This window comes from Enterobacter cloacae complex sp. 6730903, assembly GCF_048283985.1.
GTDB lineage: Bacteria > Pseudomonadota > Gammaproteobacteria > Enterobacterales > Enterobacteriaceae > Enterobacter > Enterobacter hormaechei_C.
The window spans coordinates 76,563-102,631 of record NZ_JBLVXX010000012.1 but is presented as its reverse complement, the minus strand read 5'-3'; the positions used below and the strand labels follow the sequence as shown (position 1 = coordinate 102,631).

The 26,069-nt window shown below is 54.9% G+C and carries 28 protein-coding genes and 1 pseudogene; 10 read left to right on the top strand and 19 right to left on the bottom strand.

Annotated elements, in window-relative coordinates; all coding sequences use genetic code 11:
- Positions 1-74: 74 nt before the first annotated feature.
- From osmV to ACNQ0W_RS08950, 7 genes are all read right to left on the bottom strand, one after another.
- Positions 75-1,223: an osmoprotectant ABC transporter ATP-binding protein OsmV gene (gene osmV, locus ACNQ0W_RS08980; RefSeq protein ID WP_062932622.1), complete on the bottom strand. Its 1,149-nt coding sequence runs from the start codon at positions 1,221-1,223 to the stop codon at positions 75-77.
- Positions 1,223-1,870, bottom strand: coding sequence for an osmoprotectant ABC transporter permease OsmW (gene osmW / locus ACNQ0W_RS08975; RefSeq protein WP_022647970.1), 648 nt, complete (start codon positions 1,868-1,870; stop codon positions 1,223-1,225). The genes osmV and osmW overlap by 1 nt, the downstream gene beginning before the upstream one ends.
- A gap of 8 nt (positions 1,871-1,878) precedes the next feature.
- On the bottom strand, positions 1,879-2,778 hold the full coding sequence (gene osmX / locus ACNQ0W_RS08970) for an osmoprotectant ABC transporter substrate-binding protein OsmX (RefSeq protein WP_017694085.1): 900 nt from the start codon (positions 2,776-2,778) through the stop codon (positions 1,879-1,881).
- Between the two features lie 18 nt (positions 2,779-2,796).
- Entirely contained in the window at positions 2,797-3,507 is a 711-nt protein-coding gene (gene osmY / locus ACNQ0W_RS08965) for an osmoprotectant ABC transporter permease OsmY (RefSeq protein ID WP_047719422.1), read from the bottom strand.
- 250 nt (positions 3,508-3,757) lie between these two features.
- Positions 3,758-4,507: a YoaK family protein gene (locus ACNQ0W_RS08960; protein ID WP_116329884.1), complete on the bottom strand. Its 750-nt coding sequence runs from the start codon at positions 4,505-4,507 to the stop codon at positions 3,758-3,760.
- A gap of 146 nt (positions 4,508-4,653) precedes the next feature.
- On the bottom strand, positions 4,654-5,838 hold the full coding sequence (locus ACNQ0W_RS08955) for an MFS transporter (RefSeq protein WP_062932624.1): 1,185 nt from the start codon (positions 5,836-5,838) through the stop codon (positions 4,654-4,656).
- Between the two features lie 57 nt (positions 5,839-5,895).
- Positions 5,896-7,023, bottom strand: coding sequence for an alpha/beta hydrolase (locus ACNQ0W_RS08950; protein WP_074135684.1), 1,128 nt, complete (start codon positions 7,021-7,023; stop codon positions 5,896-5,898).
- Between the two features lie 114 nt (positions 7,024-7,137).
- Between ACNQ0W_RS08950 and ACNQ0W_RS08945 the strand changes: the two genes are divergently transcribed.
- The 3 genes from ACNQ0W_RS08945 to ACNQ0W_RS08935 all read left to right on the top strand — a co-directional run bounded on the left by ACNQ0W_RS08945 (position 7,138) and on the right by ACNQ0W_RS08935 (position 9,138).
- The gene (locus ACNQ0W_RS08945) at positions 7,138-8,022 is read left to right on the top strand and encodes a LysR family transcriptional regulator (RefSeq protein ID WP_116329883.1); all 885 of its coding nucleotides are present in this window, start codon (positions 7,138-7,140) and stop codon (positions 8,020-8,022) included.
- Positions 8,023-8,107: 85 nt separating this feature from the next.
- Positions 8,108-8,785, top strand: a complete 678-nt coding sequence (gene catA / locus ACNQ0W_RS08940; RefSeq protein ID WP_062932627.1) for a type A chloramphenicol O-acetyltransferase — start codon at positions 8,108-8,110, stop codon at positions 8,783-8,785.
- Positions 8,786-8,823: 38 nt separating this feature from the next.
- On the top strand, positions 8,824-9,138 hold the full coding sequence (locus tag ACNQ0W_RS08935; RefSeq protein ID WP_062932628.1) for a hypothetical protein: 315 nt from the start codon (positions 8,824-8,826) through the stop codon (positions 9,136-9,138).
- Positions 9,139-9,252: 114 nt separating this feature from the next.
- On the opposite strand, the gene ACNQ0W_RS08930 is transcribed toward ACNQ0W_RS08935, so the two are convergent.
- The 7 genes and pseudogenes from ACNQ0W_RS08930 to ACNQ0W_RS08900 all read right to left on the bottom strand — a co-directional run bounded on the left by ACNQ0W_RS08930 (position 9,253) and on the right by ACNQ0W_RS08900 (position 15,648).
- Positions 9,253-9,564: a YebG family protein gene (locus ACNQ0W_RS08930; protein ID WP_003857437.1), complete on the bottom strand. Its 312-nt coding sequence runs from the start codon at positions 9,562-9,564 to the stop codon at positions 9,253-9,255.
- A 109-nt stretch (positions 9,565-9,673) separates the two neighbouring features.
- Positions 9,674-10,288, bottom strand: a complete 615-nt coding sequence (dmsD, locus tag ACNQ0W_RS08925) for a Tat proofreading chaperone DmsD (protein ID WP_062932629.1) — start codon at positions 10,286-10,288, stop codon at positions 9,674-9,676.
- Positions 10,289-10,332: 44 nt separating this feature from the next.
- On the bottom strand, positions 10,333-11,187 hold the full coding sequence (locus tag ACNQ0W_RS08920) for a dimethyl sulfoxide reductase anchor subunit family protein (protein WP_062932630.1): 855 nt from the start codon (positions 11,185-11,187) through the stop codon (positions 10,333-10,335).
- Between the two features lies 1 nt (position 11,188).
- The gene (locus tag ACNQ0W_RS08915) at positions 11,189-11,806 is read right to left on the bottom strand and encodes a DMSO/selenate family reductase complex B subunit (protein WP_062939351.1); all 618 of its coding nucleotides are present in this window, start codon (positions 11,804-11,806) and stop codon (positions 11,189-11,191) included.
- Positions 11,807-11,816: 10 nt separating this feature from the next.
- Positions 11,817-14,255, bottom strand: a pseudogene (ynfE, locus tag ACNQ0W_RS08910) (selenate/tellurate reductase subunit YnfE).
- Positions 14,256-14,385: 130 nt separating this feature from the next.
- Entirely contained in the window at positions 14,386-14,691 is a 306-nt protein-coding gene (locus ACNQ0W_RS08905) for a DUF1161 domain-containing protein (protein WP_047731958.1), read from the bottom strand.
- Positions 14,692-14,793: 102 nt separating this feature from the next.
- Complete coding sequence (locus ACNQ0W_RS08900; RefSeq protein WP_023296534.1) at positions 14,794-15,648, bottom strand: beta-1,4-mannosyl-glycoprotein beta-1,4-N-acetylglucosaminyltransferase; 855 nt, start codon at positions 15,646-15,648, stop codon at positions 14,794-14,796.
- Positions 15,649-15,839: 191 nt separating this feature from the next.
- Here ACNQ0W_RS08900 and ACNQ0W_RS08895 point away from each other — a divergent pair, with 191 nt between their 5' ends.
- Positions 15,840-16,550, top strand: coding sequence for a YnfC family lipoprotein (locus tag ACNQ0W_RS08895; RefSeq protein ID WP_062932632.1), 711 nt, complete (start codon positions 15,840-15,842; stop codon positions 16,548-16,550).
- A gap of 17 nt (positions 16,551-16,567) precedes the next feature.
- Here the strand turns inward: ACNQ0W_RS08895 and speG are convergent, their stop codons facing one another.
- Together speG and ACNQ0W_RS08885 are read right to left on the bottom strand one after the other, a co-directional pair.
- On the bottom strand, positions 16,568-17,128 hold the full coding sequence (speG, locus tag ACNQ0W_RS08890; protein ID WP_003857416.1) for a spermidine N1-acetyltransferase: 561 nt from the start codon (positions 17,126-17,128) through the stop codon (positions 16,568-16,570).
- Complete coding sequence (locus ACNQ0W_RS08885) at positions 17,128-17,466, bottom strand: DUF1283 family protein (protein ID WP_006808856.1); 339 nt, start codon at positions 17,464-17,466, stop codon at positions 17,128-17,130. The genes speG and ACNQ0W_RS08885 overlap by 1 nt, the downstream gene beginning before the upstream one ends.
- A gap of 150 nt (positions 17,467-17,616) precedes the next feature.
- Between ACNQ0W_RS08885 and ACNQ0W_RS08880 the strand changes: the two genes are divergently transcribed.
- From ACNQ0W_RS08880 to ACNQ0W_RS08860, 5 genes are all read left to right on the top strand, one after another.
- A complete protein-coding gene (locus tag ACNQ0W_RS08880) occupies positions 17,617-17,943 on the top strand; it encodes a YnfA family protein (RefSeq protein ID WP_003857412.1) in 327 nt (108 codons plus the stop codon).
- 111 nt (positions 17,944-18,054) lie between these two features.
- A complete protein-coding gene (manD, locus tag ACNQ0W_RS08875; RefSeq protein ID WP_062932634.1) occupies positions 18,055-19,269 on the top strand; it encodes a D-mannonate dehydratase ManD in 1,215 nt (404 codons plus the stop codon).
- A 14-nt stretch (positions 19,270-19,283) separates the two neighbouring features.
- A complete protein-coding gene (locus tag ACNQ0W_RS08870) occupies positions 19,284-20,303 on the top strand; it encodes a Zn-dependent oxidoreductase (RefSeq protein WP_062932635.1) in 1,020 nt (339 codons plus the stop codon).
- Positions 20,304-20,376: 73 nt separating this feature from the next.
- A complete protein-coding gene (locus tag ACNQ0W_RS08865) occupies positions 20,377-21,756 on the top strand; it encodes an MFS transporter (protein ID WP_062932636.1) in 1,380 nt (459 codons plus the stop codon).
- 223 nt (positions 21,757-21,979) lie between these two features.
- On the top strand, positions 21,980-23,443 hold the full coding sequence (locus ACNQ0W_RS08860) for a mannitol dehydrogenase family protein (RefSeq protein WP_062932637.1): 1,464 nt from the start codon (positions 21,980-21,982) through the stop codon (positions 23,441-23,443).
- Positions 23,444-23,487: 44 nt separating this feature from the next.
- Here ACNQ0W_RS08860 and ydfZ read toward each other — a convergent pair whose 3' ends face one another.
- Positions 23,488-23,691, bottom strand: coding sequence for a putative selenium delivery protein YdfZ (gene ydfZ / locus ACNQ0W_RS08855; RefSeq protein WP_003857405.1), 204 nt, complete (start codon positions 23,689-23,691; stop codon positions 23,488-23,490).
- Between the two features lie 287 nt (positions 23,692-23,978).
- Between ydfZ and ACNQ0W_RS08850 the strand changes: the two genes are divergently transcribed.
- Complete coding sequence (locus ACNQ0W_RS08850; protein WP_062932638.1) at positions 23,979-24,410, top strand: universal stress protein; 432 nt, start codon at positions 23,979-23,981, stop codon at positions 24,408-24,410.
- A 35-nt stretch (positions 24,411-24,445) separates the two neighbouring features.
- Here the strand turns inward: ACNQ0W_RS08850 and ACNQ0W_RS08845 are convergent, their stop codons facing one another.
- Both ACNQ0W_RS08845 and ydfG read right to left on the bottom strand, forming a co-directional pair.
- Positions 24,446-25,132: a GntR family transcriptional regulator gene (locus ACNQ0W_RS08845; RefSeq protein ID WP_003857403.1), complete on the bottom strand. Its 687-nt coding sequence runs from the start codon at positions 25,130-25,132 to the stop codon at positions 24,446-24,448.
- Between the two features lie 90 nt (positions 25,133-25,222).
- The gene (gene ydfG, locus ACNQ0W_RS08840) at positions 25,223-25,969 is read right to left on the bottom strand and encodes a bifunctional NADP-dependent 3-hydroxy acid dehydrogenase/3-hydroxypropionate dehydrogenase YdfG (RefSeq protein WP_015570609.1); all 747 of its coding nucleotides are present in this window, start codon (positions 25,967-25,969) and stop codon (positions 25,223-25,225) included.
- Positions 25,970-26,069: the final 100 nt, after the last annotated feature.

The following is a 26,069-nucleotide window of genomic DNA, read 5'->3' as shown; positions in this document are numbered from 1 at the left end:
CGTTACTAGCGAACAATGATTACGCGGCACGAAGGGCTATTATGTTTTAATAGCCCTCGATTCGGTCCTGGTGATTAAGTTTCGCTATGAATATTCAACGCCCGGCGCGTACGCCCTGAGCTCAAATATTCCGCAATATAATCCTGGGATATCTCGCCGTTATAGCGTCCGTCCTCGTCCACAATCGGCATCCAGCTGGTGTTGCTCTCATACAGGCGAGAAAGCACCACGCGCAGGTTATCCTCGGCCTTACCGGTCATGCGGAACGGATGCAGAATATCCCCGCAGCTGCCGCTGGCGTTACGCGCTTCGCGGCGCTTCACAAAGCCGAGCGGTTTGCCGTGCTCATCAACCACGGTAATGGCGCGAATATCGTTGTCATCCATGGTGGCGAAGGCCTCCGGCAGCGGCGTCGATTCGCGTACCGTAATGGTCGGCTGCTGGTCGGTGACGTCGCCCGCCGAGACCAGCAGCAGGCGTTTCAACGTCCGGTCCTGACCAACAAACGAGCCGACAAACTCATTCGCGGGTTTCGCCAGCAGCTCGTCCGGGCTGGCGCACTGCACGATACGTCCCTGACGGAAGACGGCAATACGGTCGCCCAGCTTCAGCGCTTCGTCAATATCGTGGCTCACCAGCATCACGGTCTTTTTCAGCTTGCGCTGCATCTCCAGGAACTGGTTCTGGATCACTTCTCGGTTAATCGGGTCGACCGCGCCGAACGGTTCATCCATCAGCAGGACCGGAGGATCCGCTGCCAGCGCGCGGATGACGCCGATACGCTGCTGCTGACCGCCGGACATTTCGCGCGGATAGCGGTGAAGGAATTTATGCGGATCCATTGCCACCATATCCATCAGCTCTTCGGCGCGGGATTTACAGCGCGCTTTGTCCCAGCCCAGCATGCGCGGCACGACGGTAATGTTCTCTTCGATGGTCATGTTCGGGAACAGGCCAATCTGCTGGATCACGTAGCCAATGTTGCGGCGCAGGGTCACGGTGTCCATTCCGCTGGTGTCTTCGCCGTTAATCAGGATCGTCCCGCTGCTTGGCGTAATGAGACGGTTGATCATCTTCAGGGTAGTGGTTTTCCCGCAGCCGGACGGGCCGAGCAGCACGCACATTTCCCCTTCAGGCACGTTCAGGTTGACGTTGTCGACGGCCTTAAACGTCTGGCCGTGTTTCTGTGAAAATTGTTTGGTGAGGTTTTCCAGTTTTATCATTATCGAATCCCCTTCGGAGTCAGTACCACCTGCAAACGGTGCAGCAACCAGTCGAGCACAATCGCTAAAAGACAAATCATCAGCGCGCCCGCAATCAACATACGAATATCACTCCCGCCAATACCGTTAAGCAGCAGCAGGCCCAGCCCGCCCGCACCGATCACGGCGGCAATCGCCATGACGCCAATGTTCATCACCACGGCGGTGCGGATGCCGCCAAAAATCACCGGCAGCGCCATCGGGATTTCCACCCAGCGCAGACGCTGCCAGAAGGTCATGCCGATGCCGCGTCCCGCTTCTCGCAGGCCCGGCGGCAGGCTGTCGAGCGCCGTGTGGGTGTTACGCACAATCGGCAGCAGCGAATAGAGGAACACCGCCGTAATCGCGGGCAGGGCGCCAATGCCCTGACCGATCAGCGAAAAGAGCGGGATCATCAGGCCGAAAAGCGCAATTGACGGGATGGTGAGCACAATGGTGGCAATCCCCAGCACCGGCGTTGCCAGCCATTTATGGCGGACAATTAAAATGCCCAGCGGCACGCCAATCACAATCGCCAGGCCGACGGCGAGCGCCACCAGCCACAGGTGTTGCAGCGTCAGGGTTAAGAGATAGTCCCAGTTGTCGAGAATATAGTGAATCGTCTCCATAGCGCCTCCTACAGCAACTGTTTGCTACGCAGGAAATCACGGGCGACCTGCTGCGGTGACTGATGGTCGATATCCACCTTCTTATTCAGTTCGGTGATAACGTCGTTATTGAGCTGGGCTGAGAGGGTGTTCAGCGCCTCCTCCAGTCCCGGGTTAGCCTCCAGCGTGTCTTTTCGAACAACTGGCGTCACGGCGTAACTCGGGAAGAAGCCTTTATCGTCTTCCAGCACTTTAAGATCGAAGCCCTTTACGCGCCCATCGGTGGTGTAGATCAGCCCCGCATCGACAAACCCGTCGCGCACCGCGTTATAGACCAGGCCCGGATCCATCTGGCGGATCTGCGGGCGGTCCAGCTCCATGTTGTAGGCCGCCTGCAACGGCTTCATCCCGTCGCTGCGCCCGGCAAATTCCAGGTCAAGGCCCAGCAGCCAGTTGTTATCCGGATCGGTTTTACGGATCTGCTCAATCTTTGCCACCATTTCAGACATGGTATTGATATGTTCAGCCTCGGCGCGCTTGCGCTGCATGGCAAAGGCATACGTATTGTTCATATCGGCAGGTTTAAGCCACACCAGACCGTGCTTCGCGTCGAGGCGTTTCACCGTCTCGTATGACTCCTGCGGCGACATGCGTTTGTTGATGTGGTTGAAGATGATCAGTGACGTGCCGGTATACTCCCAGGTCATATCAATCTGCTTGTTGATCATCGCGTTGCGGGAAATCACCGTTGCAATATTGGTCTGCGGCTGTACCTGAAACCCTTTCTTTTGCAGATACTGCACGGTCATGGCCGAGAGAATGTGCTGCTCGGTAAAGCTCTTGGTTGCCAGGATCAGCGGCGCGGCGAGCGCCTGGCTGGTGAAGAGCGCGGCGGCGCACAGCGCCGTCAGGCCGGAAAACAGTCTCATAGAAGCTCCTTGTTATAATTATCGCGCGAGATGCGGGCTCAGTAGCCGACCCAGCGCCGCCAGCAGCGTATCCAGAATCAGGGCGAACAGGGCGGTGGCCGCCGCGCCCAGGATCAGCGTCGGGAAGTCATTCAGATAGATCCCCGGGAATATCAGCTCGCCGTAGCTGCTGGCGCCGATCAGGAATGCCAGCGGTGCGGTACCGACGTTAATCGCAGTGGCAATGCGAATACCGGAAAGCATCACCGGCCAGGCGTTAGGCAGTTCGACCTGACGCAGGCGCTGCCATTTGGTCATGCCGATGCCGTTTGCCGCTTCCAGCAACGACGCGGGAACAGAGCACAGCCCGGCATAGGTGTTACGCACAATCGGCAGCAGGGAAGCCAGAAAGAGGGCGATAATGGCCGGTTTATCACCGATGCCAATCACCACCATCGCCAGCGCCAGAACGGCCAGCGGCGGCAGGGTGTTGCCCACGTTAAAGATTTGCATCACATATTCGGCGATACCACGCGCGGCCGGACGGCTCAGCAGAATACCGCTTGGAATGCCCACCAGCAGGGCAAAGAACATTGATGAAAAGACCAGAATCAGGTGCTGTTGCCCGAGGTAGATCAGGTCAACCTGGCGCGCCTTAATCGTCTCCAGTCCAATTCCCCAGGTGAGGAGAGCGAGAACCACGATAATCGCGCCGACAAAAAGCAGCGAACGTTTAAGTAATGGGTGCATTGCGGTGTGTCTCCCTGTGCGCATGCGTTATAGCAACCACCGGTTGCCTGTTGTTATGCCATGTTTCGGCAGGGGTACTTCACCTATAGCAAGCGAAACGGAAGGGTTCCAGCGAAGGGGGTAAAACAGTAACCCTATGAAATTAGTGACAACCTGAGTGAAGCCTTATGGCATAAGGGCTGTCAGTGGGCAGGCAGAATAGTCTTAAAGAAGCACGCCTTAGGTGACAACGTCACGTAAGGCGTGCTGATTAAACCTGACGACTGAGCGCGGCGCGCACCTTGCGTACCCGCCACGAGATGCGGACGAGAGAGAAGGCGGCAACGAGTACCAGCATCAGGCCCAGCGCCAGCATTGCGTGGAATCCAAACGCTCTGAACAGGATCAGCCCCGCGATCCCGCCGCTGATAAAGGAGAAAAGGGTAGTTAAATGGGTCTTGAGCTGACTCTTTTGCGCGGCCGTATCTTTGGAGTAATCCCGGCGCAGCATGGCGACCATAACGGAGGCCAGCGAAATGCCCGCATCGGTCAGCGTGCCGGTGATGTGCGTGGATCTCACCCGACCGCCGGATAGCTGAGTGGAGGTGGAATTATGAATGCCCATCAACCCGCACAGGAAAATAATAATCTCCTGATTCGTGGCGAAGGAGTGAAAATACATTTCGTACAGGGATACCCCGGCCAGTAATAGCCCTTCAACAAACAGAACCTGGCTGAATACCAGCCTGACGTTATGGATAATCCCCCAGATAACAATAATCCGCGCAGCGATGGCGCCTGAGACAAACGACAGAATAATGGCGCCAAAGAAAAGAATATCGCTGAGATCGGTGGAGGAAACTTCGCTGGATAACTGCGAGGTATTACCCGTCATATGCGAGGGAAAAAAGCCGAACGCGCCCAGCGCAATGGCATTCAGCAGTCCCGCGGAGGTCGCCAGCCAGAGGGCAAGACGACGATCCTCCTGATGCGTTCGTTCTTTCTTTAATTTAATCAGCAAAGAATACCTCCGGTTTGAGCTTTGCCTGAATGCTCAAGCTAACAAAGCGATGTCGCTGGCTGACCAGGATATTGCTTAATTATTATTTCAACGGGAGGAGTGCGAGGTTTTGTAATTAAATAAAATAACCTTGTAAATATAATGCCTTATTTCCGATGGCGCGACGTCGTAAAAGTCAGTATTACGGCACTCAGGAGTAATATGCCGCTTAAAGCGAAGGTGCTCTGCCAGCCAAAGGTATCAAACACCACGCCACCCGCCGTTGAGCCAAGCGCAATGGAGAGTTGGATCACCGCGACCATCAGCCCGCCGCCAGCCTCGGCATCTTCCGGTAACGTACGGGCGATCCACGTCCACCAGCCCGTGGGGGCCGCAGTTGCCAGCATTCCCCAGAAACCTAACAGCAGGGCCACGATCCACAGGCTGTCACCGGTGAGCATTAATACCCCTGCAATCAGCGCCATAAGCAGCGGTATGGCCATTAAGGTGAGGTAAAACGCGGCATTCAGGGCCAGCGCGACGATCAGCGTGCCGATGAAACCTGCGATACCGATAGTGAGCAGGATCAGCGATAAGGCGGAAGGACTGACGTGGGTGACGGTTTCGAGGAAGGGGCGCACATAGGTAAATAACGCAAACTGTCCCATGAAGAACAGGCCGCACGCCATCAGACCCACCGAAACCGCAGGCTGGTGGAGCAGGCGTAATAGGCTTTTACGTGGCGACGGACCCTGGTGCCCGCCCATGTTGGGCAGGCTAAAATATTGCCAGATGAACGCCACAATCGCCACGGGAACCAGGCACAGAAACGCGCCGCGCCAGCCAATGGTCGAGCCGAGATAACTGCCCAGCGGGGCGGCGACCACCGTCGCCAGCGCGTTGCCGCCGTTGAAAATTGCCAGCGCACGAGAGACCTGATGCTGAGGCACCAGCCGAATGGCGGTGGCAGCAGACATCGACCAGAAACCGCCGATGGCGATGCCGATCAGCGCCCGGCCTGCCATATACATCAGAGCATTCGGGGCGAAGGCGATAATGATCCCTGACAGCGCCATCAGGACGGTCATGCCTAAAAGAAGATGTTTGCGATTCATATTCCCGGCAAGCCGGGAAAGAAAAAGGCTGGTCAGGACAGCCAGCGCCCCAGAGATGGCGATCCCCTGGCCAGCCATCCCCTCTGTCACCCCTAAGTCTCTGGCGAGGGGCGTGAGCAGACTGACGGGCATAAATTCCGAGGCAATGAGGACAAAAACGCACAGGGTCATGGCAAAAATACCGCCCCAGTGTGCACGCTCAGCATCACGGGATGAGGTTTGATTCAGTGTGGACATAGGTGTAATTCACGGCGAAGAGAAGATAAGCCCCCTGATTGCCGGGGGCTAAGAGAATTAATCCAGACTGGTTTTGAAAAACTGCCCGAACTGCGCGAACGGGATTTTCCCTGCGACGTTATCGTAGAGATCAACGTGATTCGCACCGGGAACAATCACCAGTTCCTTCTGTTTGCTGCCGACAGCTTTAAACGCATCTTCCGCAAAATAACGTGAGTGCGCGTTTTCACCGGTCACAATCAGCGTTGGGATGGTGATCTCCCCGGCATAGCTCAGCAGCGGCATATTCATAAAGGACAACGGCATGGTCGCGGTCCATGCGCCGGTGGAGTTTACGGAACGGGCATGGAAGCCGCGCGGCATACGGTAGTAATCATAGAACTCTTTCAGTACCGGATGCGGATCGGCGGGCAATGCTTCCGGCAGAATACGCCCGGCCGCTGTTACCTTACCGTTTTCATCGACATAAATATCGTGGCCGCCATGGGCGAAGGTGCCGCTTTCAGCATCTTTCCAGCGTTGCGCGTTCAGATACTGCAACACGGCCCGGCGATCGGCCGCTGAATAACGATCTCTCCCGTCGCCCACGCCGTGACCCATCGCGCGGCTCATATCGTACATTACGCTGGTGGCGACCGCCTTCACGCGGGTATCCATGGATGCCGCGTTCAGCGCCATACCGCCCCAGCCGCAGATCCCGAGAATGCCGATACGGTTACGGTCGACTTCTTTCTGTAATCCGAGGAAATCCACTGCGGCGCTAAAGTCTTCGGTGTTGATATCAGGGGAGGCAACGTTACGCGGCTGGCCGCCGCTTTCACCCGTGTAGGATGGGTCGAAGGCCAGGGTCACGAACCCCTGTTCAGCCAGAGTCTGGGCGTAAAGACCGCTGGATTGTTCTTTAACCGCACCGAATGGTCCACTGACGGCAATCGCCGCCAGCTTCTGGTCGCCGCTGTTCCTGGGAATGTACAGATCGCCGACCAGGGTGATCCCGTATCGGTTCTCGAACGTCACCTTGCGGTGGTCGACTTTATCGCTCCTGGCGAAGGTCTTATCCCAGGTTGTCACCATCGAAACGGGGGCGTCAGGATTTCGTGTTTCTGCATAACTCATTGTTGTCACTCCACTTAATGATGCGCATAGCAGCAGCGCAACGGACAGTTTTTGGGTGAATGTTTGCATAAGAGGTACCGTGTGTTGTTGTCATGCGGTCATTATAGTTAGCAGAAATAGTGCTGATTAGAGGCCAAAAGCTGCTAGGATTAATATCATATTGTTATCAATTGATGAGACATGATGGCGAAGCGGGAAAACTACAATGAGCTGTATCTGTTTATCCAGGTGGTGCGGGAGGGAAGTTTCACGGCAGCCGCGCAACGGCTCGGGCTGGCACAATCCGGCATCAGCCGATCGGTTCGCGAGCTGGAAGAGCGGCTGGGCGTTCAGCTTCTGGTGCGTACCACGCGCAAACTGTCGCTGACCCATGCCGGGGAGCAACTTTACCAGACCGCTGGTTCAGCCTTTGATGCGCTCGATACCGGGCTGACAAGACTGGCGCATTATCGCCAGACGCCGTCCGGCACGGTGCGCATTAATGCCAGCCAGCACGCCATCGAAAAATGCCTGCTGCCAAAGCTTGCTATCTTCAAACAGCGTTATCCGGATATCCGTCTGGAATTGATGAATGAGAGCCGGTTCGTGGATATCATTACCGAGCGATTCGACGCGGGCGTCCGGCTGGGGCCGGAGGTGGGACAAGGAATGATTGCCGTGCGCATCACGCCCGATATGGAGATGGCTGTGGTTGCCGCTCCGGCGCATTTTCGGCGCTATGGTTTCCCGCAGACGCCCGCCGATCTGGATGCTCATCCCTGCATTGCCTACCAGTTTGCCGACGGTAACCACTATCAATGGGAGCTGGTTCAGGACGGGAAGCGAGTTACTCACCGCCCGGAGGGGCAATGGGCCTTTTCCGACAGCTACATGGAGGCCGAAGCGGCCAGGCTGGGACTCGGGCTGGCCTATGTCCCGGTTGAGCTGGTGGCTGACGATCTGGAGCGTGGCACGCTTATACGCGTCTTACAGCGCTACAGCCTGCGGATGGACGGACTGTACCTCTATTATCCACACCGCAACGTGTCCCCGGCGCTGAGAGCGGTGATTGATACGCTGAAAATTTAGGGTGCCTCTACGCTACGGTCTATACAGCCCCTGGGTTTGTGATACGCTACTATTTTATATAGCGCAGCTCAACTAAGGCTATGAAATGACAAAAATAACGCCAGAATATACGGTAGTTGACTTATCACGTTGGGCAAGAAAGGAACACTTTGAAGTATTTCAGGGCTTTGCTCAATCTACATTTAACCAAACGGTTCAGCTGGACATTACCGTGCTGCTAAAGCATATCAAAGAGGTTGGCTGGAAATTTTATCCTGCGATTATTTCCCTAATTTCTGACGTCGTAAACCGGCATCCGGAATTCCGTATGGCCATGAAGGATGATGAGCTTGTAATATGGAATGAGGTTCATCCAAGCTATACCCTTTTCCATAAAGAAACGGAGACGTTTTCATCGTTGTGGAGTCATTACGATGGAAATATTCACCATTTTCAGCGCGTTTATGCAGAAGATGTTGCCCGCTATGGCAATATCCTTGCTTACTGGCCTAAGGAAGAGTCCCAGGAGAATATATTTTTCATATCGGATATTCCGTGGGTCAGTTTTAGCAGTTTTAACGTCAACGTCGCTAACATGCGGAATTTTTTTGCGCCCATGTTCACGTTTGGAAAATACTATGACCAGGATGGAAAAGTCTTGTTGCCTTTCGCCGTTCAGGTCCATCATTCTGTTTGTGATGGCTTTCATGTGGCCAGGATGATCAACGAGTTACAAGAGTTGTGTGATAATTTACCGCACCATTCAGAGGCGCCCAACGTGTGATGCACGTGTTTTTAACATACGCCTGACGAGGGGAAATAATGGAACCGAATTTTACGCCAGAACAGATTGAAATGATTAACCGCATTGTTTTCGAGCAGATCGAGATCATGCATGAGAAAGTGGCAGAAATAATCGCAGATACAGAGACGGTGGCGCATCAGCGCCTGAAGGATAACGGGATCACTACGACAGATTTTTATCCTGCAAATAAAAATTTTCTGATGATGACCCTTGTACAGGATCTGATAGATAAAGTGCACGGGGGCGATAAGGACCAGGCCAAAACAATAATAACCATGGAAGCAAAAAGGCTGAATATCAGCGTAAACGTTGAGGCGGACAAATCAAGATAACAGGACGTAATTTCACGGTTATGGTTGATGAATATAAGGTTCAGCCGACCATAATAAAGCCGCGAGCCGTTTCCGGCCCGCGGCAACAGGACAGGTGATGAGACGTTCTGACGATCAGGCGGCTTTGACGGCCCGGATTTTTTTGCTGCTATCCGCATCTGATGCTGTTTTATCCGTTGCAGCATTGCGCTCGGGAAGCTTGCTGGTACGCAGGATATGCTGCACGGACTCTTTCTGCTCGGCGAGATACAGACCAAGATTCTCCGCCTGCGTTTCATCCATCTGCATTCCGCTTTGCAACAGCCAGTCGGTGAACGCTTCTGCCATATCGAGCAGTTTGTCGTGAGCGTCAGCCTCTTTCTTACTGGCAAATGTCATTTTCTCTTCACCTTTTCTTACGACAACAAATTTTGTTTCAACAGCCATTGTGCACCCCCGTATACTGTAATTATATACAGCATAACAGTTGTGACGTTGTGTTGCAGCAAAAATGTGCGAACCTGGCCTGCACAACGGGTGGACAAGCCAGGCGCTGTTATCGGTACAGCGTTTTTTCGGCAATCGGGATCAGCAAAGTGGACTGCCATTCCGCCAGCGTCAGCTGGGCAAGTTTACCCAGCGCGGTGTAGAACGGATGGGCCGCGTTTTCAACGAATACGCTCAGGAAACGCGTGCTCCATGGCAGCAGATGCCACGCAAGAAGCTGGTCGCGTTCTGTTTCGCGACCGTTCTCGGCAAGCCATGCCGCCAGCATCAGCAACATTCCGAAATGATCTTCAGGCTCATTCTGCTGCATCTCAAAGGCGATATGGTTTTCACGCATCCACTGACGCAACGCGAGGGTCGAATCGCCAAACAGCACGGACTCGCGATCAAGCCAGACCGAGCCCCACGGGGGGGCGGGCAGGGCATACGGGCCAATAAACAGACGCTGCCAGGCGTCTTTCAACGCTTCATCCAATGGGGTCTTAAACATACTGGCGACGGGCAGCAGGTTTTCCTCCGCCAGCGGCCAGTCCTGAACCCAGTCACCTGCGGTCAGGGCACTCACCAGCGGCGCGGTCTGCTCGCTGTCTGGGGCGAAATAAAACAGCGCGCCCAGTACCCGGGCGCTGAACGCGAACGATTCGCGGTGTGAGACTTCATTCATTACAACTTTCCTTACTTGCGCGCGGGTAGCCCCGCGCACCTGTGTTAACCTGCAATTGCTAACCCTGCGGTCATATGCAGACCATAAAATAGCCCACGGCCAATCAGTTCACCCAGCGCCACCAGCACGACACCTGCAAACAGGCCGAGCGTTTTTGGCTCCTGACGACGAATCAGCGGGCAGATCCAGCAGCCTAAACCCGCCGCCAGCAACGCGATGCGCCATACCTGAAGCGAACCATAATCCGGAAGCAGGGCGTTAGCCTGCTGGATGGAACTCTGTATCGTCCCCAGCGTATTGCTTTGCAACACGACGACCGCCACGCAGACGATAAGTGCCAGTACGCTGACAGACGCGGCAAGAGTACCTTTGAATGTCACGTTTGCCACGCGCAGCAGCAGCGCGGCCAGCAGAGGACCAGCAAGGACCATCGTCAGGAAGAAGCTCAGCGTGGTGTAACCCGTATACCAGGTCGGGACAGTCTCAATCTGATAGACCCGGGTCATCGCCCAGACGAAAACGATGCCCAGGAGCTGGCTGACAACCAGCCAGATTTTGCCCAAAGCTGGGGGCATTTTACCGATAACCGACACCAGCCACCAGAAACCGCCCACGGCAAAGAAGATCGAACCCGCCGCGATCTCATTACTCAGCGCTGACGCGCCCACGCGGTTAAGCGAGTTGAAGGCACGCAGCGGGGAGCCTAGATGCAGTACCGAGGCCATAAACCCAATACCCATTACCAGCCAGAGAAAAAACAGGCTGCGCACGATACGCATTCTGGCCTTGTCATCATTTTCCTTAAGCCAGACGAAGCCCGTCACGATTAACGCGCCGGCCACGCACTGCCCGAAAACGGTGAAGATCACCAGCGGCCATTCATGCCATCCACTTCCCATCTCACACCTCCTTCGGGTTTGCCAGGTAGCCGGTGGTGTCACCCGTCGGACGGCTGTTGGCGTTAGGTTTAATCACAATACTCGGCTTCGTGAAGTGCGCAGACGGCAGCGGCGCGACGGCAGCAAGCTGACCGTGTTTTTTGCGCAGCTCCTCAATCGGGCCAAAGTCCAGCGCGCGCAGCGGGCAGGACTCGACGCAGATGGGCTTTTTGCCGTCCGCCACGCGGCTGTGGCAGCCGTCGCACTTGGTCATGTGGCCTTTGGTGGCATTGTACTGCGGCGCGCCGTACGGACAGGCCATGTGACAGTAACGACAGCCGATGCAGACATCCTCGTCCACCACCACAAAACCGTCGTCGCGCTTGTGCATTGCCCCGCTCGGGCAGACCTTGGTGCAGGCCGGATCTTCGCAGTGGTTGCAGGCAATCGACAGGTAATAGGCGAAGACATTCTGATGCCAGACGCCGTTATCCTCCTGCCAGTCGCCGCCCGCGTATTCATAAATACGCCGGAAGCTGACATCCGGGGTCAGGTCTTTGTAATCCTTGCAGGCCAGCTCGCAGGTTTTGCACCCGGTGCAGCGGCTGGAATCAATAAAAAATCCATACTGGGTTGTCATTGGTTAATCCTTATGCCTTCTCGATCTGCACCAGGTTCGTGTGCTGCGGGTTGCCTTTCGCCAGCGGTGACGGGCGGTGCGTGGTCAGGGTATTGATGCAGGAGCCGTGATCGACACGATCGCCGCTCATGTTGGCGTCATGTCAGGCGCCCTGGCCCATCGCGCTTACGCCGGGCATGATGCGTGGCGTGACTTTCGCGGCAATACGCACTTCGCCGCGGTCGTTGAAGACGCGCACCATATCCCCGTTTTTGATACCACGTTGCTCCGCATCCACAGGGTTAAGCCACACCTCCTGGCGACAGGCGGCCTGGAGCACATCCACGTTGCCGTAGCTGGAGTGGGTACGGGCTTTAAAGTGGAAACCGAACAGTTGCAGCGGGAATTTGCTGCGCTCGGGCGCGTCCCAGCCTTCAAAGGTTGAGGTATAGACCGGCAGTGGGGTGATGGTTTCGTCTTTTTGCAGTTCCCAGGTCGCCGCAATATCCGCCAGCTTGCTGGAGTAGATCTCGATTTTGCCCGACGGGGTTTTCAGCGGATTGGCATCCGGATCGTCACGGAATTTTTTATAGGCCACAAAATGTCCGTTAGGATCTTTGCGCTTATAAATACCCATTTTTTTCAGCGCGTCGTAGGACGGCAGCAGCGGATCTTTGGCGACCATTTTGGCGTACAGGTAGCGCAGCCACTGCTCCTGCGTACGGCCTTCAGTGAATTTCTGATGGATATCCGGTCCGAGGCGTTTCGCCACTTCGCTCATGATCCAGTAGATGGGCTTGCGCTCGAACTTCGGGGCGGTAACCGGCTGGAGGAAAATCAGGTATCCCATGTTGCCGGCGTAATCGTTGGGGATGATATCTTCCTGCTCGACGGTCATCAGATCCGGCAGAACAATATCGGCATACTTCGCTGATGAGGTCATAAAGTTATCGATGACAACGATCGTTTCGCACTTACTCTCATCCTGCAAAATGTCGTGAGTTTTGTTGATATCGGAATGCTGGTTGATGATGGTATTACCCGCGTAGTTCCAGATGAACTTGATCGGCACATCGAGCTTATCTTTGCCGCGTACGCCGTCGCGCAGGGCGGTCATCTCCGGTCCACGCACGATGGCATCCGTCCAGCTGAAGCAGGAGATTTGCGTTTTCACCGGATTTTCCGGCAGCGGCATGCGTTCGATGGTGATGGTGTAGGTCGATTCGCGCGCGCCGCTGTTACCGCCGTTAATGCCGACGTTGCCGGTCAGGATCGGCAGCATGGCGATGGCCCGGGACGTTTGCTCCCCGTTAGCCTGACGCTGCGGGCCCCAGCCCTGGCAAATGTAGGCCGGTTTCGCCGAACCGATTTCACGGGCCAGCTTAATGATGCGATCGGCAGGAATGCCCGTTATGCGAGACGCCCACGCCGGGGTTTTCGCGGTTTTGTCATCACCCTGGCCGAGAATATAGGCTTTGTAATGACCATTAGCCGGTGCGCCTTCCGGCAGGGTTTTTTCGTCATAACCCACGCAGTATTTATCGAGGAAAGGTTGATCGACCAGATTTTCATTAATCAGCACCCACGCAATACCTGCCACCAGCGCGGCATCGGTGCCCGGACGAATCGGGATCCACTCGTCTTCACGCCCTGCGGCAGTGTCGGTATAGCGCGGATCGATAACGATCATCCGCGCGTTTGACCGTTCGCGCGCCTGCTCGAGGTAGTAAGTGATCCCGCCGCCGCTCATGCGCGTTTCCGCCGGATTATTGCCGAACATCACTACCAGTTTGGTGTTTTCGATATCCGATGTGCTGTTGCCGTCGTTGCTGCCGTAGGTGTAGGGCATTGCGCAGGCGATCTGCGCGGTGCTGTAGGTGCCGTAGTGGCTGAGGAAGCCGCCATAGCAGTTCATCAGGCGCGCGACCAGCGAGGCATAAGGGGAGGAACGGGTGATATTGCCGCCTACAATTCCGGAGGAGTAGTTAATGTAGACCGCTTCGTTGCCGTATTTTTCGACCACGCTTTTCAGGCTCGCGGCGATGGTGTCCAGCGCTTCTTCCCAGGTGATACGCTCAAACTTGCCTTCTCCGCGTTTGCCCACGCGTTTCATCGGATAGTTCAGACGGTCTGGGTGATTAATGCGACGGCGTATTGAACGGCCTCGCAGACAGGCGCGAACCTGATGGTTGCCGTAAATATCCTCGCTGGTATTATCCGTTTCAACCCAATAGACTTCGTCATCGCGAACGTGCAGACGCAGGGCGCAGCGGCTACCGCAGTTTACCGAACAGGCGCCCCAGACGACTTTATCTTCCGCTGGCTGAATAGCGGTCTGCACAGCGGCGGCGGCGCTTTTCAGACCAAAAGGTAATGCGATCCCACCGGCGGCAAGCGCCAGGGATCCTATGGCAGTAGATTTAACCAGAGTTCGACGGCTTATTCCGCCGTGATGTTCAACTTCGGACATGACTCACCCCATCATTGTTAATAATTATTTTCACCCGTGACTACAACCGGGCTAATGATGGGGGGAGTGTTACTTATTTAGAGGTATTAAATATTAATCCTCGTCAAATCAGGGGAATTGAATGGGAAAATCATTGCGGCTCAGTTGGCGCATTCTCCTGCGTACCTGCGCCGCTCACCGGGTAGTTGCCGCTACTGGTGCGGGTGTACAAAATTTTGAAAGTATCGTTGGCACAATGCCCAACGACCTGCGCATCCGGCTGATCGGCCTGATCGTTCGGGACGATGTTCAGGGTAAAGCCAGACTCCGGCACGCCGTTGTTGATAATCTTCTGCTGAATGTCGCTTTTCACGCGCTCGCAGGAATCCGGGGCCGCAAGAAGAGCGGGTGAAGCACTCATTAACAGCAGGGCGGTAATCCAGGGTAACCGTTTCATCTGTAGCTCCTTTTCACTGTGTGGACTATAAGCATAGCAGGGTTAGGGTAAGCTTTTGTTTTTGGGTCTGTCTTTCTGAATTGTCCTGGAGCCCTGCCTGCGTCATAAAATAAATTGCGAATAATGGTGCTGATTGTCTACCAGATAAGAAGGCAGGGTGCGTTTTGATACTTCTTGCCTGACCAGTTTTCGGTCTCGTCCCCAGATATCTTCGGCGTTAGTGATAACCTTCATAATATGTTCCGGGTTATTGAATTCCGGCAGATCGTATTCGGTATGAGAAATGGTAGACATTTTTTCGGAAATTCTTTCTGGGGTCATTACCCAGGAGAAATGCCAGCCGCCATCTTTCACAACCTTATTATTGATTTTTAGCCAGTTCCATTTAAACCATGACCAGTTTTTATCTTTGCGCGCACGCTTCCAGTTTCGGAAAGATTCAGGTTCACCGTGGAAGAAATGCTTAAGGTTGTAATAGGACGTTGCGCGGGGCAAGGTACATTTTCTCGGCGTACCATCCGTGTTGTGAACCTGGAGATTAAACTGATAGTTGAACACGTTTTGATGAATAGTCGTGCAGAGCGCGCGCGGATTAATGGCCCTGACCGTGTCGGGAGAGAAGATTTCGTCAACGTCTGACACCAGAATCAGATCGTCGTCTGCCGCGTCCTTTAACCCGTTCATAATGGAGTTGCGAAGCGCTGCTTCATTTGCCCAGGCATCAACCTGGTTATTATCCGCACGGTTTAAAATAGGCTGCGCGTCAAAAGGCACGTAAATGATTTTGTCTTTGAATTTGGCAAACTTCGTAATATCGAAATGCAATTCTCGCGGTATGCCTGTAAAAGAGTGTGTTGCTTCTACAATGACAAAACGGTCAACGACATCAGCGAGAGTATGTAATCTGATGTCGAGCAACATATCTTCGTCATAGTATAAAAAACAGTCGTAAATCATGATGTTAACCCGAAAATTTAAAATCTAATTTTATAATAGTGTGGAATCTTCCGCGCCCAAAGTAGCCACTTTGACAGGTTCCGTCAATGCAAACGACGGAATTCTACAGCGCGAAGAGTCAAATGAAGTGCTGTTATGTAAGTTGCTGTATTTGCTAATATGATTGTATCTCTCTCTGAACGGTAAATGATGTGAACAAATACGCAGCGATAACGCTACTGGCAACGGTACTGGTGGGATGCGACAACAACACCGCGCCGCTGTCATTTACGCCGGAGATGGCGAGCTTTTCGAACGAGTTTGATTTTGATCCTCTGCGCGGGCCGGTGAAGGATTTTACCCAGACGCTGTTCAACGATAAGGGTGAAGTCTCTAAACGTGTGACCGGAACGATGTCGACGGAAGGGTGTTTCGATACGCTTGAACTGCACGATCTCGAAGCGAATACGGGCGTTGCGCTGGTGCTGGATGCTAACTACTACGTCGATGCGGAAACCCAGCAACAGAAGGTAAAGTTGCAGGGAAAATGTCAGCTGGCGGAACTGCCGTCTGCCGGCCTGACGTGGGACACGGACGATAACGGGTTTGTGGTTGCCGCGCACAGCAAAGAGATGGAAGTGAAGTACCAGTATGACGCCGACGGCTACCCGCTGGGTAAAACTACGGTTTCCGGCGACCAGCGTTTATCGGTCAAGTCGGTGCCGTCGAAAGATCTGCGCAAGCGCATGGATTATACGGCGGTAAGCCTGTTGAACGATAAACCGATGGGCAATGTAAAGCAGAGCTGTGATTACGATCGCCACAACAACCCGGTGAGCTGTGAGCTGGTGATCACCGATGACAGCGTCAAACCTGCCGTTGAGCGCAAGTACACCATCAAAAACAGCATTGAATATTATTGAGAATAAAACCGCGCAGGTTACTGCGCGGTGGGTTTAAGCAGGCTGGCGGAGGAGGACTTATGCCCGGCCAGATGCTGATGCTGGAAAATGCACATGCGGATGGTGTTACGGTATTCGCCGTTAATAAAGAACTCATGGATCAGTTCACCTTCCACCATAAAGCCCAGCTTACGGTAGATATGAATCGCTTTTTCGTTCTCTTTGTCGACGATAAGGTAAAGCTTATAGAGATTCAGGACGTTAAACCCGTAATCCATCGCCAGCTTTGCCGCCCGCGACGCAAGACCTTTCCCCTGGTGCTCCGGTGAAATAATGATCTGAAATTCCGCCCGACGGTGAACGTGGTTGATCTCAACCAGTTCAACCAGCCCGGCTTTCTCACCCTCGCACTCCACCACAAACCGGCGTTCACTCTGATCGTGGATATGCTTGTCGTAGAGATCGGACAGCTCGACAAACGCCTCATAAGGCTCTTCAAACCAGTAGCGCATCACGCTGGCATTGTTGTCGAGCTGGTGAACAAAGCGTAAATCTTCGCGCTCCAGCGGACGGAGCTTAACGTCACACGGCGTTGACATTACGGTGCTACCGTGCGGCCAGTACGACGATCCAGACAGCGCAGGGTGTTAGGCTCCCAGTAAGCGTTGACGTTGGCGCTTTGCTGGCATTTGTCGCGGGCATCAAACGCGACGTCTTCTTTATCCCACTCTTTCTCCACGCGCTTATTCACTTTCTGACGCAGGCTGCGGGTGTCATTCCATTGTTCTTTGTCCATGGCGGCGTTCTGACGGCTTTGCGCGCTGTCACCAGACTCAATGATGAGTTTGCTGGTTTCGGCTGATGCCGTTGCGGCGAAGGCGAACGATGACAGCGCCAGTACGGCTGTCAGACAAAGGCGTTTGCTTAATGTAGTCATAGCGTTTCCTTTAAACGGGTGCAGACAATCGGATTACCCCGTTGGATTCTACACCAATCCGAAAGGGTGTCATACCCGCGCGGCAGGTATGGGAACGATGTGAACATTATCGCGTATGATGTCTAAATCAATCCTCACGAAACGAGAAAAATGTTCAAAACGACGCTGCTTTTTTTCGCGACCGCGCTGTGCGAAATCATCGGATGCTTTTTGCCGTGGCTCTGGCTAAAGCGGGGCGCTTCCGCGCTGCTGCTGATCCCGGCGGGTGTGTCCCTGGCCCTTTTTGTCTGGCTGCTCACCCTGCATCCGGCCGCCAGCGGGAGGGTATATGCCGCCTACGGCGGAGTGTACGTCTGTACCGCGCTGCTGTGGCTGCGCGTTGTCGATGGCGTCAGGCTAAGCCTGTATGACTGGGCAGGCGCGCTGATTGCCCTGTGCGGCATGTTGATCATCGTGGCTGGTTGGGGACGCGCGTAAGCGTCCTCATAGTGTGATCGTCCGCTGATTTTACGATCATTATACTTGTATGGTAGTAGTGTGGTTGCGTAAATTTCCTGCATCACAACGAGCGATGTAAGGAAATGGATTATGAAGATTGTCGGGGCTGAAGTATTTGTCACCTGCCCGGGGCGTAACTTTGTCACCCTTAAAATCACCACCGATGAGGCCATTGTCGGCCTGGGTGATGCCACGCTGAACGGACGTGAACTTTCCGTTGCCTCCTACCTGAAAGATCACCTGTGCCCTCAGCTGATTGGCCGCGATGCGCACCGCATCGAAGATATCTGGCAGTTCTTCTATAAAGGCGCTTACTGGCGTCGTGGTCCGGTCACCATGTCAGCGATTTCTGCCGTGGACATGGCGCTGTGGGACATTAAGGCGAAAGCCGCGAACATGCCGCTCTATCAGCTTCTGGGCGGGGCCTCCAGGGAAGGGGTGATGGTGTATTGTCACACCACCGGGCACACCATTGACGACGTGCTGGAAGATTATGCCCGTCATAAAGAGATGGGCTTCAAGGCAATTCGCGTGCAGTGCGGCGTGCCGGGAATGAAAACCACCTACGGCATGGCTAAAGGGAAAGGGCTGGCGTATGAGCCTGCGACCAAGGGCGCCTGGCCGGAAGAGCAGCTGTGGTCCACCGAGAAATACCTCGACTTCACGCCGAAACTGTTCGACGCAGTGCGCAGCCAGTTCGGTTTCAATGAACATCTCCTTCACGACATGCACCACCGTCTGACGCCCATCGAAGCGGCGCGGTTCGGCAAAAGCATTGAAGACTACCGTCTGTTCTGGATGGAAGATCCGACTCCCGCTGAAAACCAGGCGTGTTTCCGCCTGATCCGCCAGCACACCGTCACGCCCATTGCGGTGGGGGAAGTGTTCAACAGCATCTGGGACTGCAAGCAGCTGATTGAAGAGCAGCTCATTGACTATATCCGCGCCACCATAACCCATGCGGGCGGCATCACCGGGATGCGTCGCATTGCGGACTTTGCCTCACTCTACCAGGTGCGTACCGGCTCACACGGCCCGTCGGATCTGTCGCCGATTTGCCACGCCGCGGCGCTGCATTTTGACCTGTGGGTACCGAACTTCGGCGTGCAGGAGTATATGGGGTATTCAGAGCAGATGCTGGAAGTGTTCCCGCACAGCTGGCGCTTCGATAACGGCTATATGCACCCGGGCGACAAGCCAGGGCTGGGCATTGAGTTTGATGAGAAGCTGGCGGCGAAATACCCGTACGATCCGGCTTATCTGCCGGTGGCCCGTCTGGAAGACGGCACCCTCTGGAACTGGTAAACGAGGAGCGAATGATGAAAAGCGTAGTGATCCAACAGCCGAATGCGCTGGTGATTGAGGAGCGTCCTCTCCCGTTGCCGGGGGCAGGCGACGTCCGCGTCAAAATTAAGCTCGCCGGTATCTGCGGTTCAGACAGCCATATCTATCGCGGGCATAACCCGTTTGCGAAATACCCGCGGGTAATCGGTCACGAGTTCTTTGGCGAAATAGACGCGGTTGGCGAAGGCGTGGAGAGCACCCGACTGGGCCAGCGCGTTTCGGTTGATCCGGTGATCAGCTGCGGGCACTGCTACCCGTGTTCCGTCGGAAAACCGAACGTTTGTACCTCGCTGGTGGTGCTGGGCGTTCATCGCGACGGTGGCTTCAGCGAATACGCCGTCGTGCCGGCGAAAAATGCCTGGCACATTCCAGACGCAATTCCTGACAAACACGCGGTAATGGTTGAGCCATTCACCATTGCCGCCAACGTGACGGGGCAGGCGAAACCCACCGAACAGGACGTGGCGCTGATCTACGGCGCAGGCCCGATGGGGCTGGTTACCGTGCAGGCGCTGAAGGGCGTTTACAAGGTGAAGCAGGTCATCGTGGTGGATCGCATTGATGAGCGGCTGGAGATGGCGCAACGCAGCGGCGCAGACTGGGTCTTCAACAACGGCGAGCAGTCGTTACAGACCGCGCTGGATGAAAAAGGCATCAAGCCGACGTTAATCATCGATGCTGCCTGTCATCCGTCCATTTTACAGGAAGCGATTACGCTGGCGTCTCCGGCGGCGCGCATCGTGCTGATGGGCTTCTCCAGCGACCCGAGCCAGATCGTGCAGCAGGGGATCACCGGCAAAGAGCTGTCGATCTTCTCTTCGCGTCTGAATGCCAACAAATTCCCGGTGGTCATTGACTGGCTGGAAAAAGGGCTGATCGACCCTGAAAAACTGGTCACCCATACTTTTGACTATCACCACGTTACAGACGCCATCGAACTGTTTGAAAAAGACCAGCGGCAGTGCTGCAAAGTCTTGCTCACGTTCGACCAATAATAATTCACGCGGTTAAGAGCCTGCGAAGACAGGCTCTAAGTGGTACGCATCTTACCTTTCAGAGATAGCCATTATGACTCAAGCACAACCTCAAAGAAGTACGTCAGATCTGGTGAAAGCCGCCGTATCTGGCTGGCTGGGCACCGCCCTGGAGTTTATGGATTTCCAGCTCTACTCCCTTGGCGCCGCGCTGGTGTTCCATGAAATTTTCTTCCCTGAGCAGTCCGCGGCCATGGCGCTGATCCTGGCGATGGGCACCTACGGCGCAGGCTACATCGCGCGTATCGTCGGGGCATTTATCTTCGGCAGAATGGGCGACAGAATTGGCCGTAAAAAAGTGCTGTTTATCACCATCACCATGATGGGGATCTGCACCACCTTAATCGGCGTGTTGCCGACCTATGCGCAGATCGGGATTTTCGCACCGGTGCTGCTGGTGACGCTGCGTATTATTCAGGGGCTGGGCGCGGGGGCAGAAATCTCCGGCGCGGGTACCATGCTGGCAGAGTACGCGCCGAAGGGTAAACGCGGCATCATCTCCTCGCTGGTGGCCATGGGCACCAACTGCGGGACGCTGAGCGCCACGGCGATCTGGGCCGTGATGTTCTTTGCCCTTGACCGTGAAGAACTTATTGCCTGGGGCTGGCGCGTGCCGTTCCTCGCCAGCGTGGTGGTGATGATCTTCGCCATCTGGCTGCGTATGAACCTTAAAGAGAGTCCGGTGTTTGAGAAGGTTAACGACGCCGAAGCCGTTGCGCAGGTTGCTGCGCAGGATACCTCGGTCGGCGCGATGTTTAAGAGCAAATCGTTCTGGCTGGCGACGGGGCTGCGCTTTGGTCAGGCCGGTAACTCTGGTCTGATCCAGACCTTCCTTGCCGGGTATCTGGTGCAAACGCTGTTATTTGATAAGGCGATCCCAACCGATGCGCTGATGATCAGCTCGATTCTCGGCTTCGTCTCCATCCCGCTGCTGGGCTGGCTGTCCGATAAAGTGGGGCGCCGTCTGCCGTATATCATCCTTAACATTTCAGCCATTATTCTGGCTTACCCGATGCTGTCGATTATCGTTGACAAGAGTTACGCGCCGGGCGTGATTATGCTCTCTATCATCGTTATTCATAACTTTGCGGTGCTCGGGCTGTTTGCGCTGGAAAACATCACCATGGCGGAGATGTTTGGTTCGCGGAACCGCTTTACCCGCATGGCGATCTCCAAAGAGGCGGGCGGTCTGGTGGCGGTGGGCTTTGGTCCGGTGCTGGCGGGGATCTTCTGCAACATGACCGGGTCCTGGTGGCCGATTGTGGCGATGCTGGTGGCGTACTCGCTGATTGGGCTGGTCTCCGCGTTGCTGATGCCGGAAGTGCGCGACCGCGATCTGAGTGAAGCCGAAGATGCAGCCGAAGCACCTCATAAAGAAGCGGTAGCCTACGGCGCGCTCTCTTCACGCCGTTAATGGTTTACATCTTGCGCTACCTGTCACACAACTTTTCACTGATGTCACACCACATGGCGAAAAGTTAATGTAAATCAAGATCTGAAAACGACGTATCAGTATGGTTAATGGCAGCGTTTTTTAACTCCGACTGCCATTCTAGTTGGTGTAGTCAGCAGGCGCTGCCGCTCTGATCAGGACGCGGCAGCGGATCACAGCGTTCATTAATTAACGAGTCTCAATCATGGAAAACCGGTTATTACAGGCGAAGGCAACGCGTCCTCAGTACGATCGCGACAGCCTCAAGGCACGCATTGTTCATTTAGGGTTTGGCGCGTTCCACCGCGCGCACCAGGCGGTGTACACCGATATACTCGCCGCAGAACAGGGCAGCGACTGGGGTTACTGCGAAGTTAACCTGATTGGCGGCGAACAGCAGATCGCCGATCTGAAGGCACAGGAAAACCTTTATACCGTGGCAGAGATGTCTGCCGATGCGTGGACGGCGCGCGTGGTCGGCGTCGTCAAAAACGCGCTGCATGCGCAGGTCGACGGGCTGGAAACCGTGCTGGCGGCGCTGTGCGAGCCGCAGGTCGCCATTGTTTCCCTGACCATCACCGAGAAAGGGTATTGCCATTCGCCGGCAACAGGACAACTGATGTTCGATCATCCGTTAATTGTTGCCGACCTGAAAAACCCGCATCAGCCGAAATCGGCGCCGGGCGTGGTGGTTGAAGCGCTGGCGCGGCGTAAGGTGGCGGGGCTGCCAGCATTCAGCGTAATGTCATGCGATAACATGCCGGAGAACGGCCACGTGATGCGCAGTGTCACCTGCGCTTACGCGCGCGCTGTTGACGGCGAACTGGCAGACTGGATTGAAGCGAACGTCACCTTCCCGTCAACCATGGTGGACCGTATTGTGCCCGCCGTCACGGCTGAAACGCTGGATAAAATCGAACAGCTGACCGGCGTACGCGATCCGGCAGGTGTCGCCTGCGAGCCGTTCCGTCAGTGGGTGGTGGAAGATAATTTTGTCGCCGGACGTCCCCAGTGGGAAAAGGCCGGTGCGGAACTGGTTTCTGATGTCATTCCGTTTGAAGAGATGAAGCTGCGTATGCTTAACGGCAGCCACTCGTTCCTGGCCTATCTTGGCTACCTGGCCGGTTATCAGCACATTAACGACTGCATGGAAGATGAACATTATCGCGCAGCCGCGCATGCGCTGATGCTGAAAGAGCAGGCGCCGACGCTGAAAGTGAAGGGGGTGGATTTAGCTCACTATGCTGACCTGCTGATCGCGCGTTACAGCAATCCGGCCCTGCGTCACCGCACCTGGCAAATCGCCATGGACGGTAGCCAGAAACTGCCGCAGCGTATGCTCGATTCCGTGCGCTGGCATCTTGTCCACCAGAAACCTTTCCCGCTGCTGGCCCTCGGTGTGGCGGGCTGGATGCGTTATGTCGGCGGTGTGGATGAGCAGGGTAACGCGATTGAGGTGAGCGATCCGCAGCTGGCGGTGATTCAGGCGGCGGTAAACGGTAGCGCTGAAGGCGAAAGCCGCGTTAGCGCGCTGTTGGGCATTGAGGCTATTTTCGGTAACGAGCTGCCGAAGGACGCGGTGTTTGTGGCTGCGGTCATGCAGGCTTATCAGACGTTGCTGCAAAAAGGCGCGAAGGCCACGGTTGCTGAGTACGCCGCCCGGCTTTAACGCGATGACATGCCGCCGTCCGCGGCGGCATGTCGGGGCGCAGCTTAGTGCATGCCCAGACGAATCAGCTCAATCGGTTCGAACTTACCTTCGCATCCTTCCACTTCAACCGTTTTACCACGACGCACCTGCTCGGCATTAAGGCCGTCGCTGTGGATCGCTTTAATCACGCCGAACTGACCTGTGCCGCTAATCATGACGCGGCTGCCAGTGGTGATTGCATTTCGGTTACGGTCGTATGTCATCATGGTATTCTCTCCTCTCGTACTTATCCGTTACGGCGCTAATTCAACGGCTGCCGTTCACGGGGCACTATTAATACGCCTCTCTTTAAAGAAATTATTTGCTTTTGATCAAGCTCACACTTTTTTCTTATTTCATGCAGGCGTTGACGGTTCAGGACACCACTTTACAAAGCGGACAGTTATTTTCCTTAATTGATAGTTTCTAGGTGCAAGTGTTTAGGCTTTGTTTATATCCACAATGTCATTCTGGAGGCAGAAAATAACCCTTCATAGGAAAAGGAGTCAGGCTTATGTATAAGAAAATTTTGATGCCTGTTGACGTGTTTGAAATGGATTTGAGCGATAAAGCGGTACGCCATGCGGTCAACCTCGCGAAGGCGGAAGGCGCGACGATCACCCTGGTCAACATACTCCCTAACAGCAGCCGTTCGTTACTGCGGGGGTTCAATGCCGATATTAAGAAGTTCGAAGAGTATATGACCGCCGAGTCTGATAAGAAGATGAAGGCGCTGAAACGGCTCTTTAATATGTCCCCGGACAATATTGACTGTGAAGTTCGCTTCGGCAACGTACGCGATGAAATCATCAAGCTCAGCAAAGAGGGGAAATACGACGTTATTGTTATCGGATCAAAAAACCCGAGCATTACAACGCATCTGCTGGGTTCAAATGCTGAAACTATCCTGCGCTACGCCACTATTCCGGTATTAGTGGTCCGCTAATTACTTCGCCGCAACCGAAAGGGGGCGGCGAGGTTTTATTCTTCGCTGAACCACTCGCGGTTTTCCTGACGAATTAACTGAACTGACTCGCTAATTTCCTGAAGGTGAAGCGTCATCGCTTTATCTACGGCTTCCACGTCGCGTTTTTCCAGCGCGCTGAAAATATCATGATGCTGGCGCAGCAACATCTCTGGCGGAGAAACATGGTCGAGGCTCATGTAGCGCACGCGGTCGATGGTCGCTTTGATGTTTTCAACGGTATCCCACGCGAGCTGGCACTCGGCGATCTGCGCCAGTTTCTGGTGGAACTCGTCGTCCAGCTGGAAAAAGTCGTTTAGCTGTTTGCGGTCAATGGCGATTCGCTGCTGATGCAGGTTTTGCTCCAGCAGGTAACACTGGTTATCGTTGATGAGCGACGCGGCGCGACGCACCACGGCGCACTCGATAGCCTGGCGAACAAAACAGCCATTGCGTACCTGCGAAAGCGAAATTTTATTGACATAGCTTCCGCGCTGAGGGCGGATCTGAATGAGGCCGTTTTCTGCAAGCTTAATAAACGCCTCACGTACGGGCTGACGGGAAACGTCAAAACGTACCGAAACCTCTTTTTCTGAGAGTGGCGTTCCCGGTGGGATCAGGCAGCGAACAATATCACGGCGTAAGATGCGATATATTTGCTGATTAACGGGCTGGGTAGGATTAAGTTGCGATTCAGCGGCCATGGGTTGTGATTTCTCAGAGAGTTAACCTGAACATACTACCATTCTTTTCCCTGCCATCACATACCCGGCCCGCAGGCCGGGCAGGGTAAATTAACCGCGATGCACGCTGAGTCCGGCATAGGTCTGGCTGACGGGCATCATCTCCACCGTGTTGATGTTGACATGCTTCGGCAGATTCGCGACCCACCAGACGGTTTCGGTGATATCTTCCGGCGTCAGCGCATTCGCGTTTTCATAGGTTTTATCCGCTTTCGCGTCATCGCCTTTGAAACGCACGTTGGAGAATTCAGTTCCGCCTACCAGACCCGGCTCAACATCGGTCACGCGGATCGCGGTGCCGTGCAGGTCGGTGCGCAGGTTCAGGCTGAACTGGCGGACAAAGGCTTTGGTCGCGCCATAGACGTTGCCGCCCGCGTAAGGCCAGCTTCCGGCGGTGGAACCGATGTTAATGATATGGCCACGGTTACGTTCAACCATGCCCGGCAGCACGGCGCGGGTCATGTACACCAGCCCTTTGTTGTTGGTGTCGATCATGTTTTCCCAGTCTTCCACGCTGGCTTTGTGGGCAGGCTCCATGCCCAGCGCCAGGCCGGCGTTATTGACCAGCACGTCAATTTCACGCCATTCGGCAGGCAGGTTGGCAATCATCTCTTCGATGGCGGCGCGGTTGCGCACGTCCAGCTGTGCGGTCAGAATGCTGTCACCCAGCTCGTCTTTTAGCTCCTGCAAACGCTCCTGACGACGCCCTGTTGCAATCACTTTGTGTCCATTGGCGACGAAGCGACGCGTGATGCTTTCACCAAAACCCGCTGTCGCCCCGGTAACTAAAATAATCATCTCACTGTTCCTCAACGCTTTTTGTGTTGTACTAACATAGCACGCTCTCCGGCACGTCGTTAAGGCAACATTTGTATGACGCCATTGCAGGCCAGCGCAG